The sequence below is a fragment of the Streptomyces sp. NPDC021080 genome (genome assembly GCF_044333225.1).
Lineage (GTDB): Bacteria > Actinomycetota > Actinomycetes > Streptomycetales > Streptomycetaceae > Streptomyces.
Genome location: NZ_JBIRQM010000002.1, coordinates 24,757 through 40,966, shown reverse-complemented (window position 1 = coordinate 40,966; position 16,210 = coordinate 24,757). Strand labels below are relative to the sequence as shown.

The window sequence follows — 16,210 nt, the reverse complement described above, 5'->3', positions numbered from 1 at the left end:
GTCGTGGAGGCTAGGCTGCGGAGCATGCTGGTGGCCGCCGCTGTCTGTCCCTGTCTGCCGTCGCTCGGGCTCGAGGCGGACGTGAGTGCTCCGACGGTACCGGAGCGGCTGCGCGCGGCGTGCGCGGAGGCGGTGGCGGCCGTACTGGCCGAGGACCCCGAGATCGTGGCCGTGGTCGGTCCGGGTGAGCGGTCCCATCTCTACGATGAGAGCGTCGTGCGAACGCTCGGGGATCTCGGGCCCCCCGGGGACGCGCGGCACGAACAGTGCGAGGCCGGGGAGGCACCGACGGGCAGGCTGCCGATGTCGCTCGACGTCGGTGCACGACTGCTGCGGCAGGCGGGCTGGACCGGCCCGGTGCGTGTCTACGAGCTGGAAAACGACCGCAGTTGGCCCATGAACGGTGAAGACGGCGTCCATCTGGCGGGGTGGGCGGACCGCGTCGGGCTGCTGGTGATGGGAAACGGTCCGACCCGCGCAGGCGCGGACGGATCCCAGCGCCCCGATCCGCGGGCCGAGGAAGTCGACGCGGGCATCGCCGCTGCGCTGGCCAACGGCGACGTGGACGGCTTCTTCCCGAACCTGGACGAAGACCTGGCCCGTGAACTGGGGGTGTCGGGTCGGTCGCCCTGGCAGCTTCTGGACGGAGCCGACTGGGAGCTGACCCGCCACCGCCTGCTGTACGCAGAGATCGTGGACGGCGTCAGCCGCTTCGTGGCGACGTGGTTCTAGCGCCGACGCCCTCGAGTGCGGCAGAAGGGCTCGGGGTGTGCGAACTCGTCCCGGCAGCGCGGCCGCTGAGTCCGACAGGGATCTCGGGGTGACAGCGGTGGTGGGGTTTTCGTCGCTGCAGTCCGGCGGCCTGGCCGGCACGGCCTCGAAGAGGTGGTCTTCCCCAGCCGGAAGCAAGATCTCAAGCTGTCGCCCGGCTACGGCGCACTGATCAAGTTTGTGCTCAGCCTGCCGTTGACCCCAGAACCTGGTGCCTCGGAAGGGTCTGGTGCAGGTCAAGATCACCCGATCGTGCAGCAGACCCAATCCCTCATTTAAGAGGGGGGAGGATGTCAACGTCGCTATGGGCGCAAGTCCGGGTACTTCCTCGGCTTCGTAGGCATAGCCGCCGCCTTCATCTGCTTCCGCCGCCCTGCAGTTGGCTGGCGGTCTGCCTGATCAAATGTGCTCAAGGCCCAGTGCACTTGGAACGTCCCGGATCCAGGCAGCACGGTCCGGCTCCGTAGCGGCGACACGGTCCAGCGCCTCGATGAACCGCCGGCCTTCGCCTGAATCCATCTTGCCGAGCTCGAAGGCGATTTCTTCCAGGGTGCTCAACGCCATTTGTGAGTCGGCCCCGGCCTTGACGAGATCTTCCAGGGTCACCACCGCCGTCAGAAGTGCCCGCACCACTTCGTCTCCTTGAAGCACGACTTCACCCTCCTCCAGTGCCGACGATCACGAGGTGATGCTGCCACCCCGCATGCGTCCAGGGCACCTTGCGCGCGACTGGATCGACTCGCGGCACGTTACGCGGACAGAGCGCCTTCATGGCCTCGTTGGGCAGATGCCCACGGTGATCAACAGGCCAACAACGGCTAACGCAACGAATCGGCGCCGATGGCCGCGCCAGTGCCGTGAGCCGAGCGCGTGGAGACGTCGCCGTGGACTCAGGCAGGCGCGCCTTCCGGCCGCCGGGGGAGCCCACTTCTGCAGCCGGGGACGGGCTACGATCCCGCCATGCCGGTCAAGGGTGGGGATCCGGCGCGTGCCTACTGGGCTTTCGACCGCGCCCTCGGAGGCCAACGACCTCCGACCAGATCGCAGATGTTCGCAGCAAGACGGCCACTTGTTGTGTGGCTTGTGACAGGGGTCCTCTCCTGTGGCCCTCTCTTCCTTGTCTTCGAGGGCGACGTTCTGCCGGCGCTGGGCATGAGCGTGCTGTTCGGCGGATGGTTTGCGATGTTCGCCCGGTTGGAAAAAGGCCGCCAGCGTCGCCTCGTACGCCTGGGAGTCTGGGACGGTGCGCACGCGTACCCCGTGGGCTGGACCCGTGCCATGCCCAAGCGGCGAATCCACGGCCAGAACCTACGGCCGCTGTGCGAGGTGCTGGCGCACTTCGCCGAGCACGACTTCGAGGACTCCGAATGGGAGGTCGTCGAGGCGGCGCTTCCGGGAACGGACATCGAGCGTGATACGTGGTACAGCCACCGGCTGGCAGGCCGACGCACGTTCACCGTGCGCATCGCGGCGGTACCGGATTCGAGAGACGTCTGCGTCGAGATCTACGGGGTGTTGGGCGGCCGCGGAAAGTTCCTGATCGCAGGGGTGTTGCACGTGCTCGGCAAGTATCGTGTGAGCTGATCCTTCTTCAACATGACCTGACGCCACGGTCGTAGCCGTGGTCTGCAGGGCAGGAGCCTCGCTCTCGTCCACCGGGGCCAACACCTCGCCGGCCTGCGAGCAGGCGATGACCCACTCCTGCCATTCCCTCTCGGCCACGGCCAGTTCGGCCTGGACCCGGTCGGCTTCCTTCCGCAGCTCGTCCGCGCGACGGCGAGCACCCAACTCACGCTGTTCCAACAGCCCAACTACCGATGGCATCCACGACCTCCCGGGGAGCGACAGCACAACAAACCACCACTCCCACGGGACCGCTGACCCTACGCCCGACCAGCGGAAACACCGTACTCAAGTCCGAAAGACAACAGCTTCCAACGCCCGCTCCCATCAGTCGGCCTGGCCAGGGTGCGTACCGGGTCGTGATCAATCCCGTGTCTGCCGCATCCGCCGACGCGCATCGAGTCCGCCTGGGTGACGAAGTGCCAAATCAACGTGATGTCATGAGCAGCGCATGGCACTTTCGCCGCCTATGGCGCCCGCGTGCCCCAGTTCGGCGGTGAGACGGTCACTCCTCATATCGGAGGTATGCCATGCCCATGGAAGGCGCGTGAGGACGGCTCAGTGTCGGCGGCCCTGTTCGTTGCGGGCGTCCACCGCATCCGAGGGCGTGACGCGTGCCACAGGAACTTCGGGCGGGCCATGGAGAGTACCGAGTGTGAGTCATAAACAACCAGCGGAGTCCATGCGCGCACGCATACGGGCAGGGGACCGGGCAGCGTTCGCCGAACTCTACGACCAGTATGCGCGGGCCGTCTACAACCACGCCCTGCGGCTGACCGGTAACTGGTCACAAGCCGAGGAGGTCATGTCCGAGACGTTCCTCGCCGCCTGGCGCGGCCGTGAGCGGGTCGATCCGGAGGGCGGATCGTTGGGGCCCTGGCTGCTCGGTATCGCCACGCACAAGGCGCGCAACGCCAACCGGAGCCTGCGCCGGCGGCTCGCCTTCCTCGCGCGCAGCCCGCAGCCGCGTCCCGTGGAGGACTTCGCGGAGGAGACGGCAGGGAGGATCGACGACGCCCGCCGGCTCGCGCTGGTCCACCAGGCGCTGGGCCGGTTGCGCCGCCAGGAGCGTGAGGTGTTCGCGCTGTGCGTGTCGGCCGGGCTCGACTACCGGCAGGCCGCACAGACGCTCGGTGTCCCCGTCGGCACCGTACGGTCGAGGCTGTCGCGCGCCCGGGCCCGACTCGCCCGGCTCAGCTCCGGCCAGGGCAGCGCGAGGACGGAACCTCCCGGCCCCCGTGGAGAGATGGAGAGTGAGGCCGCGTTCGCGGCCCTGTTCCTGCAGGAGGAGACCCGATGAACGCCGACGGTCGACGGACCGAGGACGCGCTGGAGTTGCTGTCCGCGCCGGCCGAATGGGACCTCCCGCCGGGACGACACCTCCACTACAAGGACGTCCTGATGCAGCAGATCGACCAAGACCTCGGCCACGCTCCCACCGGGGCCGCAGCCCCGGCCCCGCGCCGCAGGCTGACGCGTCCAGCCATACTGGTGCCCCTCGCCTCGACGGTGCTGGCCGGAGCGCTGGCCGTCACCCTCACCGGCACCGGTGCCGACCACGGCCCCGCGCCGACGGACCGGGCTGCCATCGGCAGCTCCCGCGCCCAGAGCGCCTCCGTCACCCTGAACCGGATCGCCGTCGCCGCCATGGCCAGTGACGTCACACCGGTCAGGGACGACCAATTCGTGTACGTCAGGAGCCTGACCGTGTCGAACAAGGGAACGTTCGAAGGGCCCGTGGAACTCGGAGCCCCGCACACGGTGGAGACGTGGACCTCGCAGGACCCCAGGCCCCTCAAGACCACCGGCTGGATGCGCGAGTCGGGCAAGGACGCCGTGATGCCCGGTGAGACGATCCCCATCGAGTCCACCGACGCGGTCCCGGCAGGGATCGACCACCCCACGTACACGTGGCTGTCCTCGCTGCCGACCAACCCCGACGCCCTGCTCACCCTGCTGCGCCGCGACGTGCGCGTGTCGGACGGAGAGTCCAGGGAGCAGGCCGTCTTCTCCCTGATCGGCGACCTGCTGAGTGGGACGCTCATGCCGCCGGAGAACACCGCCGCGCTGTACAAGGCGGCCGCGAAGATACCGGGCGTCAAGGAGATCCCGGACGCCGTCGACGTGGCCGGCCGACACGGGATCGCCATCACACGCGAGGACGCCTCCTCCGCCACGCGTGACGAATGGATCTTCGACAAGCGCAGTCTCGCGTTCCTCGGCGCGCGCGGCTTCATCACCCACGACAAGCAGAAAGGCATCACGTCCGACACACTGATGGGCAGTACAGCCGTGCTGCAGCGCGCCGTCGTCGACCGGCACGGCGAGAAAGCCGTAGAGGCCGACAGCTGAGCAACAGGGGGCGACGCGCGGAGGGCTCTGCCGGCCCACCCGAGTTCGCCCCCTGTCTGCCGGGGCTTTCGTCCGCTCGGCGTGCGGTTGTCGCGCAGGTGCGGGTCGGTGAGGGTGTCGATCGTGTCGGGGCCGGAGGTGGGGATGGGATGATCCTGTCTGCTCCGGTACGTCTGGTGACGGCAGGTGTACCGGGTCGCCGGTGACCGAAGAGGAAGACGAAGGATCGATGACGCTGAACGTGGGCCAACGGGTGCGGCTGGCGGCGGATCTCCAGTTGGCCGGGTCGGTGACCCCGGCCGGGGAGCCTCCGGAGGGGACGGGTTCCTTCGCCGCCTCTGTGGCCCTGGCGGCGGGTATCGAGGGCACCGTCGAGCGGGTGGACGAGCATCACCGGGAGCAGGGCCACGGGGTCCGTGAGTACCTGCGGCTCAAGTCGCTCCTCGACGACTTCGGCCACCAGATGCCGCCGGCGAGCAGAAAGCAACTGGATGAGCAGGTGGAGGCCTTGGAAGAGCAGTGGGTCGCCTATCAGCGACAGATGCTCAGCGTCACGGTCCGCGTCCGGCTCGACAACGGATTCGTCCTCGACGACGTCCCCCAGGAGGCTTTCGCCTCCGCCTGACCAGGCACCGGGGACGCTCGCCTTCCGCGTGTCGGCCCGAAGTGTTGCCCGGCAAGCTGCATGAGCGCGTCGGTGCCACTGTCGTTGAGGACGTAAGGGAATGAGAACACCCCTGCAGCCTTAGGGCGCAGGGGTGTTCGGGTTCCACGGTGTCGGCTTCGTGTTCACGGTGTCGGCATGGACAGCGGATCCTCGGGGCTTGGCTCTGCGCAGGGAGCCGGTGTCCTGGCTTCCCGGGACGGCTGGAAGACTGGATGCCTGTGACACATTCTGATCTTGCTCGCCGTATCCATACCGCCTCTCATCTGACCGGGCAATTCACGCTCCGATCCGGACGTACTGCCACGGAGTACTTCGACAAGTACCGGTTCGAAGGCGATCCCGTTCTGCTGGACGAGATTGCCCAGCGGATGGCTCCGCTGGTGCCGTCCGACATAGAGGTGCTCGCCGGTCTGGAGATGGGCGGTATCCCAGTGGTGACCGCGCTCGGCCGACACACGGGTCTGCCCTGTGCGTTCGTGCGCAAGCAGGCCAAGCCGTACGGCACCTGCCGTCTCGCCGAAGGTGCCGAGGTCGAGGGGCGTCGGGTGCTGGTGGTTGAGGATGTGGTCACCAGCGGTGGGCAGATCGTGCTGTCGACCGCGGATTTGCGTGGCCTGGGGGCTCAGGTGCGTGAGGCTCTGTGCGTGATCGACCGTGAGCAAGGCGGTGCGGATGCCCTCGCCGCCGAGGGCATCCGGCTGTTGTCGTTGCTGACGGCAGCGGATCTACGGGCCGCTGCCACCTGACCGGCGGGAACAGGCGGTCACTTTGGCGCGTGTGTCTCGGTGATGGCGAGGCGGGTGGAGGACTCGTCGGCGATGCTCTTCTCGTCGGCGAACGCGGCGATGAGGGACTTCGACTCGTCCGGGTCCAATGGCGGTGTCCACACCCGTACGGGCCGCGACCGACACTGCTCGGCAGCAGCCGCTGAATCTCGCCGGGCAAGGCAACCGGCCGTCTCGTGGCGCGGCAGAACGTGCGGGGACGGACTCAGGGCCATCACGGAAGTCACCCCAGCCCACACTGCGATGGCCTGGACGGAGCCGTCACCGCCCGAGCGCGTCGAGGAGCCCAGGGACCTGAGCCGCGGCCACGACAGCCTGGCCGGCTACATGCATCTCACGACCGAAACAACGAACCAAGAAGTCAATTACCCCACGACCACGCCGCACAGGTTAAAGATCAAGCTAAGGCTTGTCCCGTAACACCTGACCGCAGTTGAGATTTCGTTGACGTGCCGCCTCCACGACCTGCTCCCCGAAGTTGAGGTTCTGCAGGTAGTGGCGGCTGCGGTCGGACAGAGGGCGGATGCGGATCAGCTCAGGGCTCGAACGAGTCCTTCGCGCTGGGCCGCCGAGAGCGTTTGACACCGCTGCACGCCAAGAGCTCGGTCCCAGTGGCGTCGAAGTACAGATTGAAGAACCAGAGCCGGTCTACTGCGAGGACGGTCCCGGTACGCAGTTGCTCGCCGCGGTGCCGCGCGAGGATCTCAACGGTTTCGTCGAGGCCGACGGTCTTCGGCAGACCACGCTTCAACGACCGTCTCAGCCTCGTTGCGGCGATCCCATGGACCATCCAGTGGGGCGCCGACCTGTCCGAGACCTGCACCTCGGCGCCGGCGGCGATGGCCTCGCGTGCTGGCTTGCATGCGCTCGTCTGGTCGGTAAGCATCGCGGCGATGGGCTGACTTGGGGGCTTGTCTTCGGTGGCCATGCGGTGACTGTAGAGACTGGGCGTGGGCGTTGCCACAGGATGCAGTGTGGCCAGCGCGCGGGGAGACAGAGGATCGCAATGTTGCGCCGGGCATCGTGAAACGATCTTGTGGTGGCTGGTGTGATCACGGCGGCAGAGTCGTCTTGGACAGCCCCGTTCAGCGGGCTGAGCCCGCGTCGCTTCAGGAAGCTGGTGACCGCGCTGCGCCGCGAAGGGGCGGAGCCGGTCCGCAGGGGCCGGCCGTGGTCCCTCCCGCTTGACGCGGTCTCCCGCACGTCAGTCGGTCACTTGTAGATCTTGCCGGGCTCGGCCTTCGACGGAGCGAGTATCTGGGAGACCGTCACGAAGGTGTAGCCCTGCTTGCTGAGCGACTTCAGAATGGAAGGCATCGCCGGCACGGTGCCCTTGTGCAACGGGTGGAGCAGGATGATCCCGTCGCGGCCGGCGCCCGCGAGCACGCGCCTGGTGATCAGCGCAGCATCGTTGGTCTCGTAGTCCTTCGCGGTCACCGTCCACAGCACCTGTGCCATCCCCAGTTCTTTCGAGACCTTGGAGACGCGGTCGTCGGTGCGGCCCTGGGGCGGGCGCATCAGCGTCGGCTTGCTGCCGGTGAGTCGGGAGATGGCCCGTGCCGTGCGGCGCAGCTCGTCGCGGATCTGCGCGTCAGAGACATCGGTCAGCACCGCATGTGTCCAGGTGTGGTCCCCGATCTCGTGGCCCTCCCTGGCGATCCGCCGCACCACGTCCGGGAATTCATGGATGCGCCGGCCCTCGAGGAAGAACGTCGACGATGCCTTGTACTCCTTCAGGAGGTCCATCAGCCGGTCGGTGGGTTCGCCCGGATTGCCGTCGAAGGTGAGCGCGATGCACTTGACCTTCCGACAGTCCACTTGCCCCGACGGTACGGCTGTTCCCGACGCGGCGCGGTCACGCTCCTCGCGCGGGGAGATCGTCTCCATCCTGTTCGCCTGGACGACCATGGCGGCGATCACCGTCACGGCCGCCACCAGGGTCAGGAGTATCAGTAAGTGAGGGCGCCTTTTAAGGATCTTCATCTCAAGGAGAAGATTCCGACGCCGGAAGCGTTGCCCAGCGGCCTCAACAGTGAGGTAGAACACGTGTGTGCAGCTCGCTTGGAAGGCCGGAACAGCGTGACCGCGCTACCGAACGAGGAGGCGTGTTGATCTACGAGTGTCTTCCCTGCGAATTCGTCCGGCTGGGGTGGTCTCGAAAGCGGCCGGGCTCGATCTCGGTGCGGTGGCCGTACAGGTGCGTCTGGCTCAGGAGCGGGTCGGGAGCGCGCGGCTGGCCCCTCGCGAGCCTCACCATCTGAGCGAGCTGCTCATCGCAGAGTTGCGGCGTCTTCAGCGGGAGCGGATCGCGGCTCTCATGGACAGGGAGGGGCTGGCCATCTACGTACCCGCTCGCGATGCACGTGCCCGCCGATACGAACCGCAGCGGTTGCAGCGGCTGGTGAACGATGTGGCGGAGGCCGAGCGGTCGGGGGGCCGGCACGGTGCAGATCGAGCGGCACCGGGTCTACCGGATCGGTGCCCGGCCTGCTGCCGGCTCGTCAACGCACGTACCGGCCCTCACACTCCATCTGATGGCGGCATCACCTGACGGCGCGGCCGGGAAGGCCTGGACAGTCCGCGGATGAGACGGCGGCTTCTACCAGCGTGGCGGATACCGGATCACCTCAGTCGAACGAGCTCTTCCCGAAGCCGGCGAACTCTTCTGATCCGGCAGAACTGACCGACGCCGACCGCATGTTCACCCTCCACGAAGCCGTCCGCTTCGCCCGGCACGGAGAGACACCATGAAGTCCGCGACACGCAGACACCCTGCCACGGCTCCGCTATCCGCTAGGGCCTCTGCGTGCCGGTAGATGGCCAGGCGGTACGGAAGCAACTCTGCGCCCGCGGCCGCGTCACCCGACAGACCCCCTTCCTCGCCTGCTGGCAAATCGCCCGTGAGGAACGTGCAACTGCTGCGGAACGATGTGGTCAGGCTGGCTTGGGAGCCCCCTCACCGCCGGGGATCAAAAGACGCGCACTCAGAGAACCGGCTGGCGTGCTCGGGCTGCCTCGATGTCCGGGACATGTTCTTCGGCCCAGAGTCGTACGGCGCGGAGCGGGACGAGCAGGGAGCGGCCCAGGGGCGTCAGGGCGTATTCGACTCGGGGCGGGTTCTCGTCGTACTCGTGGCGGCTGATCAGACCGTCGGCTTCCAGCGTGCGCAGGGTCTCGGTGAGGACCTTCGGGGTGATGCCCTGGATGTGCCGCTTCAGTTCGGTGAAGCGGCGAGGTCCGTCGTCGAGGGCGTTGACGACGAACACGGTCCAGCGGGCGCCGATCCGGTGCAGCACCGTGCGGCTCGGGCAGGTCGCCGCCATCACGTTGTACGCCTTGCCCATCGCTGCTCCCAGTTCCGTTGAAGATACCGGTATCAAATCCATACCGTGGTCCTCGATCCTACGAGAGGGAGTGAGACGCATGGAGCGGATCTTGGTCATCGGTGGTGCACGGGCGCTCGGCGCGGCCGTCGCGAGGCGTGCGGTGAAGGACGGGTACGACGTTGTCGTCGGTGCCCGCGATCTGGCCGCGGCCGACGTGCTGGCGCGTGAGATCGGCGCCGGCGCGGTGCGGGTCGACCTGCAGGACGAGTCGACGCTCGCGGCTGCGGCGGAGCGGCTGAAGGACGGAATCGACCACATCGTGACGACCGGTTCGGCGCCGCACGATGTTCGCGCGATCGATCTGGATCGCGACAAGCTGCTGGCGGCGTTCACGGCGAAGGTGGTCGGGCCGATGCTGGTGGCCAAGCACTTCGCGCCGGTACTGCGGCCGACCGGGTCGATGGTGCTGTTCTCCGGTGTCGTCGGCTGGCGCCCCGGGCCGGGATCACTGGTCAAGGGGGTCACGAATGGTGCGGTCGAGTACGCCGCGCGCCATCTGGCGGCGGATCTGGCGCCGGTACGGGTCAATGCCGTCTCGCCCGGCGTCGTGGACTCGGGCGCGTGGGATCGCCTCGGGGGCGGCAAGACCGGTTTGTTGAGCAGGAGCGCGGCCGGGACCTTCGTAGGACGTCATGGCGAGGCCGACGACGTCGTCGACACGGTGATGTGGCTCCTGCGTGCGGGTTTCGTCTCCGGTGAGACGATCCACATCGAGGGCGGCGCCCGCCACAAGTCCGCCTGATCGGCAACGGCGTCCAATTGCTTTTCGCAGGCAAGTTGAGGGCCACCAGCCCGCTGGAGGCGTGGTTGCCGGGTGCGGGCGTCCGGCAACCACGACTGTGGCCCTCGTAACGGGGGGCAGGACACCACGGGAGCGGTGTCCGTCCCTCGGCGTACGAAACCACCACCACGTCCTCGCCCGCACCCCGACCCTGCGCCGCCCCTCAAGATCCGCCGATCACCGGCCACGATACGTACGACCCGTGCCGTCGGCGGCGTGGGACCCTGGGCGAAGGTTCAGGGGCGCGGCGGCAGCCAGCCCTGTTGGACGGCTCGTACGCCGGCTTCGAAGCGGCTGCGGGCGTCGAGGCGTTCCATCAGTTCGGAGGCGATCCGGCGGGCCGTGCGGTGCGACACCCCGAGCCGTTTGGCGATGGCCTCGTCGGTGTGGCCCTCGGCCAGGAGCCGCAGGGTGGTCGTCTGCTGGCCGGTGAGTCCGTTCGGGTCGGTGGGGACGGTCTCGCCGAGCGGCTGGGCGGATTCCCAGGTGGTCTCGAAGAGCGCGTACAGGGCGGTGAGGGTGCCCTGGCCGGTCAGCAGGACGGCGCCGGCCGCGGTGTCGTCGCTGCTGACCGGGATCATGGCGGTCAGCCGGTCCATGAGGATCATCCGGGTCGGCAGGGAGGGAACCGTGCGGACCTGGCCGCCCAGGCGGGCCAGCCAGGTGGCGTGTTCGACGGTGGGCCGGTTGGTACGGACACTGTCGAGATAGATCGTGCGCATGCGTACCCCGCGGCCGAGCAGGTCCTCGTTGAGCGGCCGGGAGGCGGCCATGTTCTCCGCGGTCTGCGGTCCGCCCGGGGCGAAGGCCAGGAACTCCTCGCGCACCTCGCGGGTGAGTTGGGCCAGCCGGTCGCGTATCTGGTCGAGGCCGACGAGTTGCTCCACCCCGGGATGGCTGGTGGCGGGGCGGAGCTCGGCGTACTCGGAGATGAGCTGTGCCGCGGCTGCCCGGGAGGATTCGAGGCGCTGCTGCTGGGCCGCCAACTGGGCCTGCTGGCGGCCCATCAGGATCTCCATGCCGATATCGGGGGAGACGGCCCGGAGCCGGCCCGCGTCCCCCGCGGCAGGGCGCACCAGGGCCAGCTCGCTCAACGTGTCGAGGGCGTCGCGCACCTCTTCCTCCGGCAGCCCTACGACGTCGGCGAGGGCCGCCACACCGGCGGCCGGACTTCTGAGCATGGCGCGATACACCGTCTCGGTGGCGGTATCGAGTCCGAGCGCGGTCAGCATCAGGTTCCCCCCAGTTTTTCTGGACCCTCCCCAGGTTCCACGATGATCTTCGCAGAAGACCGGGGATTGTCGCAGGGCGAGGCCCAAAGCGGCCAAGGACTCAACTGGCCACTGTAGAAGCCGACTTGTTGACGCATCCCGGTGAGATTCTGGACTGCATGTACCTGGTCCACACATATCTGGAACTGCCGTCCGGCGACAAACTGCCACGCGACATCAGGACTCTGGTGCGATCGGCGATCATGCCTCGCGACGGTGTCGAGCACGTCGCCGTGCATACCGTTTCCTCCTTCGAAGTCACGCTCGGCTTCTACCTGTTGGCCGACGCACTCGAAGAGGCGGAGGAGCGAGCGGTACGGACCACCCGCCGACTGCTGCGCGCCGTACCGGAGTTGTCCACGGCGCGGCCGACCGGCGCCGGAGTGCCGCTGATACCGTTCCTATGGACTGAGCGGGAGTGAGTCCTGTTGCCAGGCCTCATGCTCAGCCGAACGCCCCGGACGGTGTTGGGCGTTCTGGTTGCCCGCGTTCGCTGCGCGTCCGGGCGGCACGGATCGTGTCCGTGGTCCGGGGACGCGGGGGCGGCCCGCGGCCGGAGGCCGCTGATGAACAGCGCCTCGCGCCTTGGGGTGTCCGGTCGGGCCTGGACGGTCCGATGCCCGTACCCATCGCTCTGGTGGGTACGGGGCGGTGCCGTCCGACGCCTGATCGGGTGCCCCAGGGCGCGCCTTCCGATGGCCACGGCGGCAGCGTCGTGGCGGGTGGTCTTCCTGGTGGTGCTGGTGAGGGGTTTTTGCCAGTGCTGGGCGCCCCACCTGCTGGTGTAGGCGGGATCGACCGCCACCAGCGGAACACCGAGCTCGGTCGCCATGGACACCAGGCGGGCGCGCAGTCGGGCCACGGGCATGCCGGAGATCAGCTTGCGGAAGCGTTTGCGGCGGCCGTGTTTCTCCCGGCCGGTCTCGGCGGTGAAATCGAGGTCCTCGACCGCAACAGCCAAGCGGTTGCGCCGGGCCCAGTGCAGCAGGCGGGTCAGCGCGTGGCGTACCTGGGCGTCGCGGTGCTCGGCGGTGCCGGAGAGGTCGTAGTCGAAGCGGCGCGGGGCACCGACCGGGTTGCCGTGCACATCCAGCCGTCAGGCCGCCAAATGGTCGGCATTCGTGTCGACACCCATCAACTCACTGGTCCGAACCGTAGCCAGGGGCACGATGGGGGTGGTTGGGATGGTCCAAGAGGCGGTCAGGTACCAGCGACCCCGGCCGATGTCCTCGTGGATGCGGTACGCCACCGCCCGGTTCGCCCCGACGCGGTCCCGCCACATCTCGCCCCGGTGCGCGAACGCGATGCGGGCGGCCAGGACGTAACGAGCGTGCGCCGTGTTGGCCAGATGGGCCAGCGGGGCCGGGAGCCTGATGCTGACCTGCCCGTCGGGGCTGACCCGGATCGTCTCGTTGCCGTACCGCTTCCCGGACTCGCCGTCCGCCTGCAGGAACCGGCGCGCCGCCTCCCACCGGGCCCGCCATTGCTCCTCGGTGAGCTGTGCCTGCTGAAGGTGGTGGCGGGTGTTGAGCTGCCGTTTTCCGCCCCGCACCACCCGCACCCGACCGGCCGCCCAGTCCGCCCGCGCCCGCTCCAGCCGGTCCTCCAGCACCCGCAGCCGACGCGTCTTGGCATGCCACTCACGCCGACTCCGGTAACCGCCCGGAGCCCGCTTCGAACCCTTCCCCCCCGAGCGGAAGCGTCAGCCGGTGCCGGATCGTGTTCACCCCGGCCTCGAGCTGCCGGATGTGCGCGGCCAGGCCACGCCGGGCCAGCGCCCACACGTCATGCGTGGCCTTCGTCAGCGACCCCGCCCACCGCGACGACGACAACCCGGTCAGCTCCCGCTTCCGCGCCGCCCACGACTCACTGCCGTGCCCCAGCCCGGCCGCACACCGCGCCTTCAGATCCCCCGATGCCAGCGTGCCGAGGTGGCCGCCGACCAGCCGCAGCACCCTCTCGTCCCCGGCGGTCAGGCCCTTGAGCCGGTCCCGGACCGCCATCCCCGACGGGCCGGGCACCACGAACGACGCCCCCACCGACCGCAACCCGCGCACCCCCTCCCGGCCCGAAGAACCCGTCACCGGACCCAACGACCACAGGCCGCAGCAGTCACGCATTCGAGGCAGGAACCTTCGTTCCCTCCCACGTCTTGCACGAACGGAGACCACCGACACTCACTCATGCACGCCAGGACACGCTTACACACAGTCAACAGGCAACAGTGCGAACCCCTGGCCTTCGAACCGCAGACGGTGGACCGAGGCGGCCCCCGTGGACGCATCGGTCCAAGGCCGCTTCCGTCCATCCGTGAACCCTTTCCTCGGGCCTGAGCTGCGACGAACCTATGAACCACCGGCCGAGCCGAGCGCCACCGCGGGGCGCGACAGCAGACCGGACACCGCATCTCGTCCCGGAAGGAACGGAAAACAGCCATGCTTCGTACCCGCATCGCCAAGGCCGCCGCGGTCTCCTCCCTCGTCGTCGCCGCGGCTCTCGCCGCCCCGGTGGTCACGCACCGGTCCACGGCGGACGCGGTTCCGGCCTCCTCCGTTCTCGCCTCCGACGCGGGCTGGCAGGTCGCTCCGGCGGACGCCGGCTGGCAGTAGACCGCCCGCCGCGTCCGGCAGCCACGCGCCGCGGCCGCGTCCCGTCGACCTGAAAGGGCGGCGCCCCCTCGAACCGAGGGGGCGCCGCCCTTTTCGGCGTGGGCCGGAGCATGGCCAGGACGGAGATCTCCAAGAGTGCGGGGCGTACGGACGCCTCGAAGGCCCCGCCGGGGATCGGCGGGGCCTTCGAGGCGTCGGGTGGGGACGGGGCGTCAGGCGATCTTCTTGTAGCGCAGGGCGACGTAGTCCGCGCCCGGGTGGCCGCCGATGTTGCCGCTGTTGATGTTCGCGGTCGAGTAGGTCATGTCGTTCTCCGGGCTGCTCTCGGCGTAGTAGTAGAAGGTGCCGGCGTCCTGGTCCTTCCAGCCCGCGAAGAGGACGGCGTGCTCGGAGTAGTCGTTCAGCGCGTCACCGGGCCTGAGGTCGGCCTTGTTGATCTGCGTGCTCACGCTGGAGAGGGTCTCGGTGTTCAGCGAGGTGGTGAGGTGCCAGGCCATGGAGACGAAGCCGGAGCAGTCGGTGCGGTAGGAGTGGGCGCCGTCGATGTCGCTGGCGGTGTCGGACCCCCCGACGTACTGGACGTCGCGGTCGTACCAGTTCTTGGCCCGGGCCATGACCTCGTTGCGGTAGATCGTGCCGCCCTGCACGGACTGCGGCGGGGCCGACGGCACGTAGGCGCAGTTGTTCGCATAGGTCGACAGCAGGCTCTGGGTCCAGCCGGACGCGTCCACCGGGTCGTCGGAGTGGTACGTGATGTCGCTGCCGTCACCGTCGGTCGGGTCCGCGTCGGAGTACCAGTACATGCCGCCGTTGGTGCGGCCGTAGTAGAGGCCGCCACCTGGCGAGGAGAGCGAGTCCACCGCCGACCAGCCGCTCGACTTCAGCACCGTGCGGTCCCAGTCGCCCACTCCGTTGATCTTGTAGCTGAGCAGCCGGCCGTCCGCGGTCGAGGCGACGATGCGGTCGTCGCCCGCGGCAGCGAGCGTCTTGAGGACGAAGCCGGTGTCGATCACGACGTGCTGGCCTATGTGGGCCGACCCCGCGGGCTTGGCCTGCGACACCACGTACTGGTGGAGTTCGCCGTCCACCGTTCCGTAGAGGTGACCGGCGCCGTCGTAGACCATCTTGTCGAAGGTCCAGCCGCCGTCCCAGATCTTCACGACTCCCGAGAGCGTGAGGGAGGTGTTGTTCGTGGACACGTCGACCCGGTAGAGGTCGCCGGTGGTCGAGGTGACCAGGATGGTGTTGAAGTTGAGGGCCGCCATCGCCTTGGGCGTGAAGCCCAGGTTCGGGCCGGTGAGCGTCTTGACGCGGTCGCCCGTGGCCGGCGCGATCTGCGTGTACGTCAGCCGTCCGTCCGCCAGCGTGCCGTACATCGACACGTCACCGGAGCACGACGCGACGGCGTGCGCGGCGCCGGCGGTGGTCGCCACCATGCCCAGCGACATGGCGCCGACGGCGGCGACGGCTGCGGTGGTACGGCGGAGGGCGTGGCTGAACTTCATGATCTCTCCTGCGGTGTGGAAGTCGAACGGGCGAAGGCACGTCACCGACCGCCCGGCTGCCCTGCAGGTGCAGCCGTGGAGGTCGTCCCGGGTGTGTCGCCCGGTGGCAAGAACTACTTTCGCCGCAGGTCACGAGGGGTGGAAGAGAGATCGGCTGGACGCAAACGTCCTTGGCCCGTTGCGTCCTGACAGGGCATCGGAAGGCCCCGGGACGCACACGCGGCGCCCCGGGGCCTTCCGGTCCGCGTGACGTCGCAGGCCTCAGGAATCCGCCGGGCGCCCCGACGGGATGAGGCGTACGGGGCGAGCACATCCGGCGGCGGAGCCACTCCCGGACCACCGGCGCGCACCCGGGCCACGATGCCCTCGATCGCGTCGGGGCCGCGGCCGCGTGCAGGAGTACCGGCGGGCGTCTCCGGGTGCCTCGACGTGTGCGACCAGGCCGAAGTCGTCGTACAGC

General features: G+C 68.7%; 15 protein-coding genes and 2 pseudogenes. 10 read left to right on the top strand and 7 right to left on the bottom strand.

Annotated features, from left to right (window positions below; genetic code table 11):
• Positions 1-24 precede the first annotated feature (24 nt).
• Positions 25-732: a hypothetical protein gene (locus tag ACH4S8_RS04295; RefSeq protein WP_398390796.1), complete on the top strand. Its 708-nt coding sequence runs from the start codon at positions 25-27 to the stop codon at positions 730-732.
• A gap of 438 nt (positions 733-1,170) precedes the next feature.
• Here the strand turns inward: ACH4S8_RS04295 and ACH4S8_RS04290 are convergent, their stop codons facing one another.
• Entirely contained in the window at positions 1,171-1,422 is a 252-nt protein-coding gene (locus ACH4S8_RS04290) for a hypothetical protein (protein ID WP_398390795.1), read from the bottom strand.
• A gap of 501 nt (positions 1,423-1,923) precedes the next feature.
• Here ACH4S8_RS04290 and ACH4S8_RS04285 point away from each other — a divergent pair.
• From ACH4S8_RS04285 to pyrE, 5 genes are all read left to right on the top strand, one after another.
• On the top strand, positions 1,924-2,355 hold the full coding sequence (locus tag ACH4S8_RS04285) for a hypothetical protein (RefSeq protein WP_398390794.1): 432 nt from the start codon (positions 1,924-1,926) through the stop codon (positions 2,353-2,355).
• 721 nt (positions 2,356-3,076) lie between these two features.
• Positions 3,077-3,694, top strand: coding sequence for an RNA polymerase sigma factor (locus tag ACH4S8_RS04280; protein WP_398390792.1), 618 nt, complete (start codon positions 3,077-3,079; stop codon positions 3,692-3,694).
• On the top strand, positions 3,691-4,746 hold the full coding sequence (locus ACH4S8_RS04275) for a CU044_5270 family protein (RefSeq protein ID WP_398390790.1): 1,056 nt from the start codon (positions 3,691-3,693) through the stop codon (positions 4,744-4,746). The genes ACH4S8_RS04280 and ACH4S8_RS04275 overlap by 4 nt, the downstream gene beginning before the upstream one ends.
• Positions 4,747-4,975: 229 nt before the next feature.
• Positions 4,976-5,371 carry a hypothetical protein gene (locus ACH4S8_RS04270; protein WP_398390788.1) on the top strand — a complete coding sequence of 132 codons (396 nt, stop codon included), beginning with the start codon at positions 4,976-4,978 and terminating at the stop codon, positions 5,369-5,371.
• A 254-nt stretch (positions 5,372-5,625) separates the two neighbouring features.
• Entirely contained in the window at positions 5,626-6,159 is a 534-nt protein-coding gene (gene pyrE, locus ACH4S8_RS04265; RefSeq protein WP_398390787.1) for an orotate phosphoribosyltransferase, read from the top strand.
• A gap of 574 nt (positions 6,160-6,733) precedes the next feature.
• Here the strand turns inward: pyrE and ACH4S8_RS04260 are convergent.
• Entirely contained in the window at positions 6,734-7,126 is a 393-nt protein-coding gene (locus ACH4S8_RS04260) for a hypothetical protein (RefSeq protein WP_398390785.1), read from the bottom strand.
• Between the two features lie 111 nt (positions 7,127-7,237).
• Here ACH4S8_RS04260 and ACH4S8_RS04255 point away from each other — a divergent pair.
• Positions 7,238-7,387: pseudogene (locus ACH4S8_RS04255) on the top strand (IS5/IS1182 family transposase); the annotation flags it as partial.
• Positions 7,388-7,410: 23 nt separating this feature from the next.
• Here ACH4S8_RS04255 and ACH4S8_RS04250 read toward each other — a convergent pair.
• Together ACH4S8_RS04250 and ACH4S8_RS04245 are read right to left on the bottom strand one after the other, a co-directional pair.
• A complete protein-coding gene (locus ACH4S8_RS04250; RefSeq protein ID WP_398391728.1) occupies positions 7,411-8,181 on the bottom strand; it encodes a polysaccharide deacetylase family protein in 771 nt (256 codons plus the stop codon).
• Positions 8,182-9,182: 1,001 nt separating this feature from the next.
• Positions 9,183-9,542, bottom strand: a complete 360-nt coding sequence (locus tag ACH4S8_RS04245; protein ID WP_398390783.1) for a winged helix-turn-helix transcriptional regulator — start codon at positions 9,540-9,542, stop codon at positions 9,183-9,185.
• A gap of 79 nt (positions 9,543-9,621) precedes the next feature.
• On the opposite strand from ACH4S8_RS04245, the gene ACH4S8_RS04240 reads away from it, so the two are divergent.
• Entirely contained in the window at positions 9,622-10,326 is a 705-nt protein-coding gene (locus ACH4S8_RS04240) for an SDR family NAD(P)-dependent oxidoreductase (protein ID WP_398390782.1), read from the top strand.
• Between the two features lie 275 nt (positions 10,327-10,601).
• Here ACH4S8_RS04240 and ACH4S8_RS04235 read toward each other — a convergent pair whose 3' ends face one another.
• Positions 10,602-11,597 (bottom strand): LuxR C-terminal-related transcriptional regulator, encoded by a 996-nt coding sequence (locus tag ACH4S8_RS04235; RefSeq protein ID WP_398390780.1) that lies wholly within the window; start codon positions 11,595-11,597, stop codon positions 10,602-10,604.
• Between the two features lie 158 nt (positions 11,598-11,755).
• On the opposite strand from ACH4S8_RS04235, the gene ACH4S8_RS04230 reads away from it, so the two are divergent.
• A complete protein-coding gene (locus ACH4S8_RS04230; protein ID WP_398390779.1) occupies positions 11,756-12,058 on the top strand; it encodes a hypothetical protein in 303 nt (100 codons plus the stop codon).
• Here ACH4S8_RS04230 and ACH4S8_RS04225 read toward each other — a convergent pair.
• A pseudogene (locus ACH4S8_RS04225) lies at positions 12,038-13,639 on the bottom strand (IS200/IS605 family accessory protein TnpB-related protein). The gene ACH4S8_RS04230 and the pseudogene ACH4S8_RS04225 sit on opposite strands and share 21 nt — an antisense overlap.
• Positions 13,640-14,071: 432 nt before the next feature.
• Between ACH4S8_RS04225 and ACH4S8_RS04220 the strand changes: the two are divergent.
• Positions 14,072-14,245: a hypothetical protein gene (locus ACH4S8_RS04220; protein ID WP_398390777.1), complete on the top strand. Its 174-nt coding sequence runs from the start codon at positions 14,072-14,074 to the stop codon at positions 14,243-14,245.
• Positions 14,246-14,457: 212 nt separating this feature from the next.
• Here the strand turns inward: ACH4S8_RS04220 and ACH4S8_RS04215 are convergent, their stop codons facing one another.
• Positions 14,458-15,750, bottom strand: a complete 1,293-nt coding sequence (locus ACH4S8_RS04215; protein ID WP_398390776.1) for a hypothetical protein — start codon at positions 15,748-15,750, stop codon at positions 14,458-14,460.
• Positions 15,751-16,210 lie beyond the last annotated feature (460 nt).